Origin of the sequence: Pseudomonas sp. CBZ-4, assembly GCF_000346755.1 — a bacterium.
Taxonomy (GTDB): Bacteria; Pseudomonadota; Gammaproteobacteria; order Pseudomonadales; family Pseudomonadaceae; genus Aquipseudomonas.
The window spans coordinates 23413-37896 of record NZ_ANNV01000172.1; the positions used below are offsets into that span (position 1 = coordinate 23413).

General features: G+C 61.6%; 9 protein-coding genes and 2 pseudogenes. 1 reads left to right on the top strand and 10 read right to left on the bottom strand.

Annotated elements, in window-relative coordinates:
• Positions 1-249: 249 nt before the first annotated feature.
• Complete coding sequence (locus tag B348_RS0127015) at positions 250-1365, top strand: Gfo/Idh/MocA family protein (protein ID WP_017739142.1); 1116 nt, start codon at positions 250-252, stop codon at positions 1363-1365.
• A gap of 134 nt (positions 1366-1499) precedes the next feature.
• Here the strand turns inward: B348_RS0127015 and B348_RS0127020 are convergent, their stop codons facing one another.
• From B348_RS0127020 to B348_RS01000000130355, 10 genes and pseudogenes are all read right to left on the bottom strand, one after another.
• Positions 1500-3203, bottom strand: a complete 1704-nt coding sequence (locus B348_RS0127020; protein ID WP_017739143.1) for an AMP-binding protein — start codon at positions 3201-3203, stop codon at positions 1500-1502.
• A 31-nt stretch (positions 3204-3234) separates the two neighbouring features.
• The gene (locus tag B348_RS0127025; RefSeq protein WP_017739144.1) at positions 3235-4533 is read right to left on the bottom strand and encodes an acetyl-CoA C-acetyltransferase; all 1299 of its coding nucleotides are present in this window, start codon (positions 4531-4533) and stop codon (positions 3235-3237) included.
• Entirely contained in the window at positions 4530-5420 is an 891-nt protein-coding gene (locus tag B348_RS0127030) for a MaoC/PaaZ C-terminal domain-containing protein (RefSeq protein WP_017739145.1), read from the bottom strand. Before B348_RS0127030 ends, B348_RS0127025 begins: the two co-directional genes overlap by 4 nt.
• 3 nt (positions 5421-5423) lie before the next feature.
• Positions 5424-6767: a 3-oxoacyl-ACP reductase gene (locus B348_RS0127035; protein WP_017739146.1), complete on the bottom strand. Its 1344-nt coding sequence runs from the start codon at positions 6765-6767 to the stop codon at positions 5424-5426.
• A 133-nt stretch (positions 6768-6900) separates the two neighbouring features.
• The gene (locus B348_RS0127040; protein ID WP_017739147.1) at positions 6901-9426 is read right to left on the bottom strand and encodes an acyl-CoA dehydrogenase; all 2526 of its coding nucleotides are present in this window, start codon (positions 9424-9426) and stop codon (positions 6901-6903) included.
• 279 nt (positions 9427-9705) lie between these two features.
• Positions 9706-11139 (bottom strand): outer membrane protein transport protein, encoded by a 1434-nt coding sequence (locus B348_RS0127045; RefSeq protein WP_017739148.1) that lies wholly within the window; start codon positions 11137-11139, stop codon positions 9706-9708.
• A gap of 198 nt (positions 11140-11337) precedes the next feature.
• Entirely contained in the window at positions 11338-11850 is a 513-nt protein-coding gene (praB, locus tag B348_RS0127050; RefSeq protein WP_026137098.1) for an alkane oxidation protein activator PraB, read from the bottom strand.
• 135 nt (positions 11851-11985) lie between these two features.
• Positions 11986-12480: an alkane oxidation protein activator PraA gene (gene praA, locus B348_RS0127055; protein ID WP_017739150.1), complete on the bottom strand. Its 495-nt coding sequence runs from the start codon at positions 12478-12480 to the stop codon at positions 11986-11988.
• Positions 12481-12616: 136 nt separating this feature from the next.
• Positions 12617-13897, bottom strand: a pseudogene (locus tag B348_RS01000000130350) (alkane 1-monooxygenase).
• A gap of 294 nt (positions 13898-14191) precedes the next feature.
• Positions 14192-14484, bottom strand: a pseudogene (locus B348_RS01000000130355) (alpha/beta hydrolase); the annotation flags it as partial.

The window sequence follows — 14484 nt, forward strand, 5'->3', positions numbered from 1 at the left end:
GCTCTGAAACCTGCAATCTAGAGCGCCTGGAGGAAGCAGGGGCCATCCTATCGGGCTTTCGAATCGTCTGACAATCGGCGCTACGTTATCTTTTGTTAACTGGCGGCATTTGGCCACGGGCTGAATATAGCTGCATTCGCCAGAGTGATTACCTGCGCTTCGATGAATTTTTATTCCATCTATTGAAATTAGAGAATTTTTATTCCATTAATAGCGCCTCTGACAACAATAAAACAAAGGACCACGGCTATGCGTGAACTCGGAATCGGCTTGATCGGCACAGGCTTCATGGGCCGCGCCCATGCCTTGGCGTTCAATAACGCCCGCGCGGTATTTGAACTGCCGGTACACCTCAAGCTGGCCGCCCTGGCCGACGCCGATACCGAACGCGCACAACGCTGCGCCAAGGATTGGGGCTTTGCCCAGGCCCATGGCGACTGGCAGGCGCTGATCAACGACCCCAACGTGGATGTCGTGGCCATCACCACCCCCAATCACCTGCACTACCCCATGGCCATGGCCGCCATCGCGGCTGGCAAGGCGGTGTACTGCGAGAAACCCCTGGCCGTGAGTCTCGAACAGGCTGACGCCATGCGCCGCGCGGCCAGTGCCGCCGGTGTAGTCACACGCGTGGGCTACAACTACCAGCACAACCCGATGATCGCACTGGCCAAGCAGATGATTGCCCGGGGCGACCTGGGCGAGATCATCAGTTTCCAGGGCGAGTTCAGCGAAGACTTCATGGCCGACCCGGCTTCACCCTGGTCGTGGCGCTGCGAGGTGGAACATGCCGGGGGCGCCCTGGCCGACCTGGGCAGCCACTTGCTGTCGATGGCGCGCTATCTGGTCGGCGATGTGACCAGCGTGTGCGCCGACACCCAGACCGTGCATGCCCAGCGCCCTGCCGTCAAAGGCAGCAGCGAGCACAAAGCCATTGCCGTGGATGACCAGGTGCACGCACTGCTGCGCTTCGCCAACGGCGCGCGCGGCACGGTCAGCAGCAGTTGGCTCAAGCACGGTTACAAGAACCACCTGAGTTTCGAGATCAGCGGGACCAAAGGTACGCTGGCCTTCGATCAGGAGCGGTTGAATGAACTGCAACTGTGCCGCGTTGGCCAGGACGGGTTCCAGCGCTTGTTGGCCGGCCCTGCCCTGCCCGGCTATGCGGCATTCAGCCCGGCGGCGGGGCATCAATTGGGCTACAACGAACTGAAGACGCTGGAGGTGCAGGAGTTGATCTTGGCCGTGGCCGGCCAGGGTACGGATGGCACCGACTTTGAGGCGGCGTGGGCGGTCGAGCAATTGGCGACCGCGATTCGCGTCGCGGCCAAGGAAGAACGCTGGGTCAACGTGAGCACGCTCTAAAACCCAACGCTATTCCCCTGTGGGAGCGGGCTTGCCCGCGATGGCGGTGTATCAGTCAGCATATGCCTCAACTGATACACCGCCATCGCAGGCAAGCCAGCTCCCACCTTTGGATGTGTGAACATCCTCAATGATCAGCGCAACGCCCGACGCAGCACTTTGCCCACGGTAGTCTTGGGCAATTCCGTAGTCCGGAACTCCACATACTTGGGCACCTTGTACCCCGTCAGGTATTCCCGGCAATGCGCAAGAATCTGCTCTTGGGTCAGGTTCGGGTCCTTGCGCACCACAATGATCTTCACCTTCTCGCCGGTCACCGGGTCTTCCACGCCAATGGCCGCCACCTCCCCGACCCCTGGGTGCAGCGCCACCACGTCTTCGATTTCATTGGGGTACACGTTGAAACCCGAGACCAGGATCATGTCCTTCTTGCGATCCACCAGGCGGATAAACCCGCGCGCGTCCATCACCCCGATATCGCCGGTCGACAACCACCCTTCGGCATCCAGTACCTCGGCCGTTGCATCCGGGCGTTTCCAGTAGCCCTGCATCACCTGCGGGCCGCGCACTTGCAGTTCGCCCTGCTCGCCAATCTCGGCCAACTCGCCGTCTTCACGCACAAAGCGCACCCAGGTGGACGGCAACGGCACGCCAATGCTGCCGGTAAACTCCATCTCACGCATGCGCGCGATATTGATCGGGCTGATGCTCACCACCGGCGAACACTCGGTCAGGCCGTAACCCTCGATGATCGGCAGCCCGGTGACTTCCTGCCAGCGCTTGGCCACCGCCGTGTGCGTCGCCATGCCGCCGGCGATCACCATGCGCAGGTCGGAAAAGTCCCGCGCGCAGAACTCCTTGTTCTCCAGCAAGCCATTAAACAAGGTGTTGACCCCAGCGATGCCGTTGAAGCGCTCCTTGCGCAGGATCATCTGCACCCGCTTCACATCCCGAGGGTTGGCGATCAGGATGTTGCGCCCGCCCAGGCACATGAACATCAGGCAGTTCACCGTCAGGGAAAAGATGTGGTACAGCGGCAGCAAGGTGACGTTGGTTTCCTGCTTGTCCTGGTCCAGTTGGTCGCCGACCCAGGCCTTGGCTTGCAGCAGGTTGGCGATGATATTGCGATGGCTGAGCATCACGCCCTTGGCGTCGCCGGTGGTACCGCCGGTGTATTGCAGGAACGCCAGGTCATCGAGCTGCATGGCCACCGGGAAGTGGTTCAGGCCACGCCCTTGCTTGAGCGCCTGGTTGAACCGCAACGCACCCGGCAGCTTGAATGCAGGCACCTGCTTTTGCACGGTGCGCAGGATGAAGTTCATCGCCGCGCCCTTGAAGGTGCCCAGCAGGTCGCCGATGGCCGCGATCACCACGCGCTTGACGCTGCTGCCGGCGATGACTTTTTCCAGGGTGTGGGCGAAGTTCTCGAAGATCACCACGGTTTCGGCTTCGCTGTCCTTGAGCAAGTGCTTGAGTTCATGGGAGGTGTACAGCGGGTTGACGTTGACCACCACCGCACCGGCCAGGATCGTGCCCAACAGGCAGATCGGGTACTGCAAGCAATTGGGCATCATCAGCGCCACGCGGTCGCCCTTTTTCACCCCCTGGCCCTGTAGCCACGCGGCAAACGCGAAGCCCTGGACTTCCCAGTCGGCGTAGGTCATTTCCGTGCCGATGCTGACGTAGGCCACACGCTCGCGGAATTTTTCCAGGTGCTCCAGGAACACTTCCCGCAACGACGGGTAAGCCTCAATGCCCGCGTCGATGTCGGCCGGCACGCCGGGCAGGTAAGCGTCCAACCAGATCCGTTCGCTGTGTTCCAGGCTGACAGTGCTCATGGCAGTTTCCTTATTGTTGTTTTGGATAGCGCTACTTTTCGACGATGGCGGTAATGCCCAGCCCGCCCGCCGCACAGATCGAAATCAGGCCACGACCACCGCCGTTTTCATGAATGGTCTTGGCCAGCGTCGCCAGTTGCCGGCCACCGGTGGCGGCGAACGGATGGCCGCAGCCCAGGGAGCCGCCATTCACGTTCATTTTGGCGCGGTCGATGGCGCCCAGCGGCGCGTCCAGGCCCAGGCGTTCACGGCAGTAATCGGCGTCTTCCCAAGCCTTGAGGGTGCACAGGACCTGGGCGGCAAAGGCTTCATGGATCTCGAAGAAATCAAAGTCGGCAAAGCTCAGGCCTTCGCGCTTGAGCATGCGCGGCACCGCGTAGGCCGGGGCCATCAGCAGGCCTTCAGTGCCATCGACAAAATTCACCGCCGCCGTCTCGCCGGTGCGCAGGTAGGCCAGCACCGGCCAGCCATTGGCCGCAGCCCATTCTTCACTGGCCAGCAACACTACCGAGGCGCCATCGGTCAGCGGTGTCGAGTTGCCAGCGGTGAGGCTGCCGTTGTCACGGTCATAGGCCGGCGCCAGGCTGGCGAGCTTGGCAAGGTGGGTGTCGGCGCGCAGGTTGTTGTCCCGGGCCAGGCCGTGATGGGGGCTGATCAGGTCGTCGAAGAAGCCGCGTTTGTAGGCCGCGTCCAGGCGCTGGTGACTGGTCAACGTCAGCTCATCCTGGGCCAGGCGCTTGATCTGCCAGCGCTTGGCCATTTCCTCGCAGTGCTCGCCCATGGACAAGCCGGTGCGCGGCTCGCCATTGCGCGGCAGCAGCGGCTTGAAAAACATCGACGGACGCACCTTGAGCAAGGCCTGCACCTTGCCACCCAGGCCTTTGGCGCGGTTGGCCGCGAGCAAGGTGTGACGCAGGGATTCGTTGATGCCGATGGGCGCGTCGGAGGTAGTATCGGCACCTCCAGCGATGCCCACGTCGATCTGGCCGAGGGCGATTTTATTGGCCACCAGCAACGCCGCCTCCAGGCCGGTGCCGCAGGCTTGCTGCACATCGTATGCGGGCGTGTCCGGTGACAAGGTGGTGGACAGCAGCGACTCACGGGCCAGGTTGAAATCCCGCGAGTGCTTGATCACCGCCCCGGCGGCAAACTCACCCAGGCGCTGGCCGTGCAGGTTGTAGCGGTCCACCAGGCCTTGCAGCGCCGCCACCAGCAAGTCCTGGTTGCTGTCGTAGGCGTACACCGTGTTGGAACGGGCAAACGGGATGCGGTTGCCGCCGATAATCGCCACGCGGCGAGTCGGGGCCGGGTTGAAGCTGTAGTCAGTCATCGACGGTTCTCATTGCAGACAAATAGCCCACGCATATGCGGTTTATCACCGGCGAAATTGCGCACTTCAAACTCGCGGCGCGGGCCGTTTACGGGGTGGTTCCACAGCGCGACCTGGCCGGGCAGGAAGATCGGCAGTTTGAAGTCGCAATGGGCCTCGGCCTGCGCCAGTCCACCGGGCGGTTGCTGGGCAGCAAGTGCGCGGCCCAGGGTCCACATGCCGTGGGCGATGGCGCGGCGAAAGCCAAAGAGTTTGGCGCCGATCAGCGAGGTGTGGATCGGGTTGAAGTCCCCCGATACCCGGGCAAAGCGCCGCCCCAGATCGGCCGGCAACACCCAGCGCTGGGTGCGCAACAGGCCTTCTTCCTGCAACGCCAACGCGTCATTCCAGGGTTCGCCGACGGGATCCTTGACGTCCCGGCGCAGGTACAGGCTGTCGCTTTCCCACACCAGAGTGCCGGCGCTGTAGGCACGGGTAGCGATACTCAACGCCTGCCCCTTGGCATGCGCGACCCAGCGCTCGCAATACACCTCCAGGCGCAGCGCCTGGCCCTCCTGCAAACGCTGATGCTGGCGAATGCGATTGGCCAGATGCACCATGCCGCTGGCCGGGTACGGAAAGCTCGGCCGCGTCAGCAACATCAAGTGCAGCGGGAACGCCAGCACATGGGGATAGGACAGTGGCACGCCCTGTTCCCGGCGAAACCCGCAGGCACGGCCGTAGGCGGCAATATCAGCAGCCTGCAACGCCACTGCCGAACGCACCAGGCGTTCCGTCGGCAATAGCGGCGCGCCGTCCAGCTTGGGTTTGCGCAGGGCACGCACGCCGTCGAGCAACAGCTGGGTGCGCGACGGGGGTGGATCGATAATCTGCGTCACGTAGTCCATGGCTCAAGCTCCCAGCAGGCTTTGCCCGCACACCCGTACGACTTGTCCGTTGACCCCGCCGGAAGCCGGGTGCGCCAGCCAGGCGATCGTCTCGGCCACGTCAATCGGCTGCCCGCCCTGGGACAGCGAATTCATGCGCCGCCCCGCTTCGCGGATCATCAACGGAATCTTCGCGGTCATCTGGGTTTCGATAAACCCCGGCGCCACCGCATTGACCGTGACCTGCTGCGCCGCCGCGCGCGGCGCGAGGCCTTGCACCAGGCCAATCACCCCGGCCTTGGAGGTGGCGTAGTTGCTTTGCCCGAGGTTGCCGGCGATGCCGGAGATCGACGACACGCACACAATGCGCCCACCGGGGTTGAGGCCCTGGCTGTCCAGCAACGCCTCGCTCAGGCGCAGGGGCGCGTCCAGGTTGACCGCCAACACACTGCGCCACGCGGCCTCGGTCATCTTGGCGATGGTCTTGTCACGGGTGATCCCGGCGTTATGCACCACCACGTCAAATGCGCCGTATTGACTGACATGGGCGTGCAACAGCGCAGCGGCGTCGGCGGCGGTGATGTCCAACGGTAATGCCGAACCGCCCACACTGGCCGCCGCTTGTTGCAGCGAGTCCTGGGCCTGGGGCACATCCACACACACCACGTGGGCACCGTCGCGGGCCAGCACCTGGGCAATCGCCAGGCCGATGCCACGGGACGCACCGGTGACCAGCGCGCGGCGACCGGCGAAAGGCTTGTCCCAGTTGACCGTCACGTGACCGTCCACGGGGTTTTCCACGCGCACCACCTGCCCCGAAACGTAGGCCGAGCGGCGCGACAGAAAGAAGCGCAGGCTGCTGTCCAGCGCATCTTCGGCCCCCGGCGCCACGTAGAGCAATTGCACGGTGATCGCGCGGCGCAGCTCCTTGGCCAGGGAGCGCACCAAACCTTCGAGGGCACGCTGGGCGATGGCCTGGGGCAAGTCCGCGCAATGCTCCGGCGCGATGCCGAGCACCACCACGCGGCCGTGCTGGCTGAGACGTTTGCCGTTGGCATGGAAGAATTCGTACAGCTCATCCAACTGTTGCAGGCCGCTCACGCCGCTGGCGTCAAACACCGCACCCTGCACCTTGCCGGTGGACGGTGCCTTGAGCGTGGCCGCAGCGGCGGTGACCGTATCGGTGGCGCTGAAGAGCTGTTGCACCTGCGCAGCCAGGCGCCCTGCCCCGGCGACGATCACCGGGTTGGCCAAGCCCTGCTGGCCGCTGCGATGGCGTTGCAACGGCAGTGGCTGTGGCAAACCGATGGCCTGGGCGAGGCGGCGGCCCCAAGGGGAATTGACGAACGTTAGATAGCTGTCACTCATAGATAAACCCACTCACAACACTGTCTTGACCTGTAAACCCGATCCCTGTGGGAGCTGGCTTGCCTGCGATAGCGGTGTATCAGGTACACCGTCATCGCGGGCAAGCCCGGCTCCCACATCGACCGTGTTACGGCTAGTTGACCGAGGCGTTTTCGCCCTGGCTGCTACGGCGCTTGGCCACCGGTTCCAGCGCCTGCTTGCGCTGCTGCAACGCCTCCAGCAAACCAAAGTCCTGCGGGAAGTCGTCCACCTGGATGGCGTGATCGGCGTATTCCACATAACGCGCGAGCAAGGCGTCTTCGTCATCGCTGATCAGGTCCAGCGCCCGCGCCTTGACCCGCCACGCGGTGAAGGCCGTGGCCGAGATCGGCAGCGGTTCGAGCAGGCCTTGCTTGATCGCAGGCTTGAGGCGCGCGTCGATCAACTCCACCTGTGGCAACAAGCGGAAGCCCAGTTCGCCGTAGGCCAACTTGTCGATTTCCGGACGAGGAATGTAGGAATTGGCCAGCAAACGGTCACGGGTTTCGCCGGGGGTTTGCACCACATCCGCCACCTGCGCCAACAGGCGATCCGACGGTTTGCGCAGGGGAATGCCCCACGGAAAACTCAAGCCACGCACCACCGCCGCAGCGGCTTTGGATGGGTAATTGTCGAGCACTTCGGCGAGGGCTTCATGGGCGCGCAGCAACGCATCCTGCGCCGCCCAATGCACCAGCGGCAGGTCCGCCTGGGACCGGCCGTCGTCCTCAAAACGCTTGAGCACACAGGACAGGATGTACAGCTGCGACAGAATATCTCCCAAACGCCCGGTGATACTTTCCTTGCGCTTGAGGGCACCGCCCAGCACGCCCATGGACACATCCGAGATCAACGCCAGCACCACTGACAGACGATTGGCCTGGCGGTAGTAGGACGCCAGCGCCGGATCGGTCTTGGCCGGCACGGCAATCAGCCGCCCACCCGTCAGCGCATGCACCGCCGCGCGTACGGTATTGGCCAGCACAAAACTCACATGGCCGAACATGGCGCTGTCAAAGTCTTCCAGGGACTGGCGCCGGTCCGGGTTGCGCGCCGCTTCCATCTCGCGGAACACGTAGGGATGGCAACGGATCAGGCCCTGGCCAAAGATGATCAGGCAGCGGGTCATGATATTGGCGCCTTCCACCGTGATGGCGATGGGGCTTTGCTGATAGGCACGGGCGAGGAAGTTGTTCGGCCCCATGCAGATGCCCTTGCCGGCGACGATGTCCATGCCGTCGTTGACGATGATCCGCGCGCGCTCGGTGACGTGGTACTTGGCAATGGCGGAGATCACCGAAGGTTTTTCACCCGCATCCAGGGACGCCACCGAGACTTTGCGCACCGCATCGCACGCATACAAATGCCCGGCCATGCGCGCCAGTGGTGCCTGCACACCTTCGAACTTGCCAATGGGCAGCCCGAACTGTTTACGCATCGCCGCATACGCGGTGGTGCCGCGCACGGCGACCTTGCCCAGGCCGACGTTGGCCGACGGCAGGGAAATCGCCCGCCCGGCGGCCAGGCATTCCATCAGCATGCGCCAGCCGTTGCCGACTTGTTCGCGGCCGCCGATCACCCACTCCAGTGGGATAAACACGTCCTTGCCGGTGGTCGGGCCGTTCTGGAACACCGCATTCAACGGCCAGTGCCGGCGGCCGCTGTTGACCCCGGGGTGATCCGTGGGAATCAACGCACAGGTGATCCCCAGCGAACCGGCCGGGCCGAGCAAACCGTCGGGGTCTTCGGCGCGGAACGCCAGGCCGAGCACGGTGGCAATCGGGCCGAGGGTGATGTAGCGCTTGTCCCAGGTCACGCGAAAACCCAGCACTTCCTCGCCTTCATGGGTGCCTTTGCAGGCGATGCCCAGGTCGGGGATCGCCCCGGCGTCGGAGCCGGCATAGGGGCTGGTCAGGGCGAAACACGGGATGTCCTCGCCCCGCGCCAGGCGTGGCAGGTAGTAGTTGCGCTGGGCGTCGGTGCCGTAATGCAGCAGCAACTCGGCCGGGCCCAGGGAGTTGGGCACCATCACCGAAATCGCCGCCGCCGAGCAGCGCGTCGACAACTTCATCACCACCTGCGAATGGGCGTAGTGGGAGAAGCCTTTGCCGCCGTACTGCTTGGGAATGATCATGCCGAGAAAGCCGGCGTCCTTGGTGTACTGCCAGCCTTCGGGGGACATGTCCTGCCACACCTGGGTGGTTTCCCAGTCGTTGGCGATGTCGCACAGGGTTTCCACTTCGTTATCGAGGAAGGCCTGTTCTTCCGCGCTGAGGCTGGCGGGGGCGGCTTGCAGCAGGCGCTGCCAGTCGGGTTTGCCGCTGAACAGCTCGGCGTCCCACCACACGGTGCCGGACTCGATGGCGGCGCGTTCGGTGTCGGACATGGCCGGCATGATGGTGCGAAACAGGGCCAGGGCCTTGCTGGTCAACAGGCTGCGTCGCAGGGGTTTGATCGTCATCAGCAACGCGGGGGCTACCACCAGCACTGCCGCGACAGTGGCACCAAAACCTCCAACCACGTTGAACAAGTAGCCTATCGCTAACCAAACCAGGCCAGCGCCCAACCAAAGGGCCGCGGCCGCTTGTCGATACGCCAGGGCAATCGCTGCTGCGACACCCGCCAATAACCAGATAACCATGGGGATACCTCTACTCGATTCAGGGTGCGGCCTAGGGGCGACAGCTGTGAAAAGCTGCGGCGTAAGGCCACACTACAAACTTGGAAAGACAAATTCAAATTTTGTTTTGAAATTTTTATTTAATGTTTGGACAAAAAAATCGGCTGAACGGGTCAGCCCTATCGGTTGATCAAATGACCAAATCGCAACGGGTCGCGTGAGCAACCCGTCGGTACATGACAGCGTGAAGGTGCAGCAAGATGCGCTTGCTGCATCGCCGCGCCGTCGCGCGCATTGCTATTAGAAGCGGTAGGTTGCCGACATACTGACCACCTCGCCTTTACCCTCGGACTTGCCATCAAGACGCGAACCGCCAAGGCGATCCTGGTTTTGCGTCTTCAGATTGACGTCCTGCACAAACTGCCGCGAGTAGGCGCCATCGATGCTCAAGCCAGGAATGGCGCGGATGTTGTAGCCAAAACCCAGCGAAGCGAAGATCCGATCGCCATCCGGGATCCGTGGGTCACGGGTAGAGTTGCGGGTCGGCGTCTGGTCAAACGAGACACCACTGCGCAGTGTCAGGTCGTCGGTGAGTTTGTAGTCGCCGCCGAACGAGTATTGCCAGGAATCACGGTACTTGTAGGGAATGGAGACGATCAGGTTGCCGTCGGAGGTCAGCGTCAGGGCCTTGAACGACGACCATTGAGTCCAGGTCGCACTGACACCCAGGGTCAACTTGTCATTGAATTCATGCACCCAATCGAAAGAGGCATTGGCCGGGATATCCAACCGAGTTTCCGCATTGGCACCGTCCGGTTGCAGGTTCAGGCCCGGATAGAGGACGCCCACCAGCGTAGTGCCATCGGGCAGTGCCGGGTCGGTCATCAGGCTTTTCAACGCCGCGTCGGCACGGATGTTGTATTTGCCCTCCATCTTGTTCTTGATTTTCGCGTGGTAGTTCAAGCCGAGCGTGTCTTGCGCGGTGGGCTTCCAGACCACGCCGGTAAACCAGCCCACCGACGTGTTATCGACCTTGACCCGCATCAACGCGTCACCCACGCCGGATGGGAACGGAATGCCGGCCGGCGAAGCCGCTGCCGCCCCCAGCAGGTCAATGTTCTGGCTGACAAAGCCTTTACTGTGCTGAACGATTGCACCGGCACCGATGGAAAACTGGTCCGTGACCTTGAACGACAGAGACCCTGTAAGCCCTACCGTTTCGATCTTGGTATCAACAGCGAAGTCGCGCCCCTTCCAGTCTTGATCCCAGGTACTGCGCATGCCTTGAGGCACCACCTGGCTCAGGCCGAAGGCAAAGCGGTCATTGATGGGTAAAACCATGAAGCCGGTGGGCAGCCAGGCGGTAAAACCACCTTCGCCACCGTCACCTTGAGAATAAGGGGTGCCAAAGCTCCCGTCCGGGTTCAACGGGGTTTTCTCCAACGGGTTACCGTTAAGGTCATAGGCCTGACCTTTGTATTTGATATTGATTCGAGCGTAGTCAACCGTGAACTGCGCAACCTTATGATCGATAAAGGCCATGGCTGCAGGGTTGTTGTAGGCCGCGCCCGGGTCATCCTTGAACAGCGAGCCGCCCCCGAATCCGCGCCCCCAGCCTGCCGCACCCACGGTCGGCGTCGCAAAACCACCGGCCTGGACCGGCACCGTTACCGCCATCCCGCCCAGCAATGCCAGCCCCAGCGCAACCTGCATCTGTAACTTTTTATTGTTCATGCGCACTCCTTATTATTATCAACGGCCGGTCAGGCAGACACGTCCTTAACCTGCCGGGTACTCAGTCATGAGCCCCTGCTTGTTTGGGTGAGACTTTTTTACTTATGCAGCGGGTGTACACGTCCCCATTCCATCAACCGGCGCCCCTTGCGAGACGCCGGTCTTTAACGGGTGATCAGCCCTTGGTTCCAACTCGCCTTACTGAACGCTCAGGCCCGGCGCGTTAACGGTGAGGGTCTGGATGGTGCAGTTGCCGGTGCCCTGCCCAAGCAATGTCTGATTGGTTGCGCCCAGAACATGCGTGCCCTGGTTCCAGGTCACGTTGATGTTGGTCGGACCGCAATCCGATTTAGGAATCAGTGGAGGAGCACCATTGATCACGTAACCCACATTGCTCAAAGTGCCGGTTGTGGTGGTAAGGGCTTTGAGCACCCAACCTGGATTAGGCAGGCTTTTGAGCTGTGCCAGCGGGCACAAAATGCCGCCGGTGAACGTCGCGCTGGAAATCGTCGCGATGCCGCCCGATACCGTACCGCTGGCCGTCAGGGTGCAAGTCACCGGCAGGGACGAAGACGGCGACAACACAGTGATGGAACCGGTCAGGTTGGTGAACGGCCCTTCAGGGGTAATCACCGCAGCGCTGGCCATCGACGCCGCGCCAAAGCACATTGCAAAAGAAGTTGCACAAACGAGGGTTTTCAAACTTTTCATTGTTGTTCCTCACATGTTATGGCGAAGTCATTTCGCCAGGGGGTAATGGCCATGAACGAGAGGTCACGGTGAAACACAGCAGAACTTCCCTTTCCAGCCAAATCTCAATTCGATTACCGCAACAACATCTGACGCTTATTCCACAACTTTGAAGTTGGGCGGCATCTTGATCGACACCGTCTTGATCTTGCAGTCTTCGCCAATCGGCACATTGCTGGCTTCCAACTTGCCGGTGGCGTTATCCCACGTACCGTCCGCCGTGGAAGGACCACACTTGCCGCCCAGGCCGAAGGCGTGCACGTCTACGCTGATCTTCGACATGGAGCCGCTCTTGGTGTCTTTGGCGATCAATACCCAGGGCAAGTTGATGGCTTCGACCCGGCTGCACTTGAGGCCGCCGTCGAATTCGACTTTGTCGACATTCACCGATGAACCATCCGCCGCGACCTTGCCGGCGACCTTGATGGTGCAGTCGGCGCTGATCAGCGCGCCCTTGGAAAAGCTGATGGGCCCTTGGGCCGTAAAGGCACTGCCGGCCGGCTCGATGCGCGCGGCCTGGGCCTGGTGATAGACGATCAGCCCCAATGCGGCCAATACGATATGGGTGGTGAACTTGGCAGGTGCTTGCATGGTGTACGTCCTTCCCTTGAAATTATTTTTGTTAGGGTCAAACAACTTTCTTGCAACTAACCGGGGGAAACCGTGGGCGATAAAAACCTGCGCGATACACAGATCCCGAGTACGCCCACTTACGTGTTAGTTCACATCAGAACGGCTTGGCACTGCCGCTGTACTTCTCCAGATACTTCAAGCGTTGTGACGGCTGAAGATTGGTCAGGGTGATATCCCCGGCATAATGATTCAGCACCCGGTGATCCATGCGCCGGCGCCACAAGTAAGGCACATAAGCCCAGACAATCATGCTCGCGTAACCGTAGGGCAGTTGCGGCGACTCATCGAAGTGACGCAGCGACTGATAACTACGCGTTGGGTTGGCATGGTGATCGGAGTGCCGTTGCAGTTGGAACAGGAAGATATTGGTCACGATCCGATTGCTGTTCCAGGAGTGCCGAGGCGAGCAACGTTCATAACGCCCATTCGGTAACTTCTGGCGTTTCAGGCCGTAGTGCTCGACGTAGTTCACCACTTCCAGCAAGGAGAACCCGTAGATGCCCTGGATGATCAGGAACGGAATCACCGCCGCCCCCAGCCAGGCAATCATCGCGCCCCACAACACCACGCTGTACATCCAGGCGCTGAGCACGCCGTTCTGCCAGTGCCAGGCGGGCAAGCCGAGTTTGCGCAGGCGTTCACGCTCCAGGTTCCACGCCGAGCGGGCGCTGAACCACACCGAGCGCGGCAGGAAGGCTTAGAAGCTCTCGCCCAGGCGCGAGCTGGCCGGGTCTTCCGGGGTGGCCACACGGACGTGATGGCCACGGTTGTGTTCGGTGTAGAAGTGCCCGTAGAACGTGGGCGCCAGGGTGACCTTGGCGAGGAACACTTCCAGGGCGTTGGGCTTGTGCCCCAGTTCATGGGCGGTGTTGATGGCGATGCCGGTTGCCGCGCCGGTGGACATGGCCATGCCCAGGTAGGTGAACCAGCTCGGTTCGCCGTGCAGTTGGGTGCGCGCGGTGATGTAGCTGGCAGCGTGGGAAAGCCAGCTGGAAGGGTCCAGTGTGGCAGCGGCTTGCAGCAGGCCGCCCTGGATGATCCATTCAATGCCGCCGGCGGCGAGCCAGCCGGTGATCACCACCGACGAGATCACAAACAGCACACCGGTGTAGACGATCCAGCGGTAGTAGCTTTGCGATTCCAGGTGGCTGACGGCGGATTCAGGTGGGTTGCTGACGTCTTCGCCGAGCAGGCCATCGATCAGCGGGATCAGGCCGAAGATCACCAGTACACCGACCCACCACAGTTGCTGGATGCCGGTGGTAATGGCCAGTGCGCCGGACAACAGAGGGGTGGCCAGCGGCATGATGCCCAACCACCACAGGTGGCGCTTGCCGTCGGTCCATACGCTTGGAGCTGCCAGAGTCTGATTCATGACAGGCTCCTTGGCAGGCGGGCAGAAAACAGGTCCGAGGAGCGCTGAATGCTCCCGAAAACCAACCATGCGATAAAAGACGTTTTTTTCATTTTTATTCGCTCTTAGGCATTTCAAAAATCATTTCAAAATATAAATTGAAATATTTTTTTAAATAAATAACGCGGAATCGGTAGGTCGTCAACTACTTTTTCGAGGCCTTTTTCATGTGACCGGGCAGTCTCTTTTTCAGCCGTTTGGTCAGGTCTCTAGAGCAAGCATTTGCGACAGCCCAACCCGCAACAGAGGCCACGCTTATTTGTTCGCCAGGGCGAACGGCGGGTGCAAAAGCGTCGCGCCTTGTGGTGCACGCATCCGCTTGGCGACCTGCTGCACCACCTCCACCACGCGCGCGGTGGCAGTGATCGGCAGCATGTGGCCACGCCCTTCCACCAACTGCAGCTTCACCCCCGGGACCTTGTCGACCAGGGCCTGGCCATGCTTGCGAAAGTCCAGCACCTGGTCGCGCGAACCGTAGACCAGGCCAATGGGCAGGGTCAGTTGCGGGTAGCGCTTGACCATCCCCGGCAGGTGATCATTGACCGTGT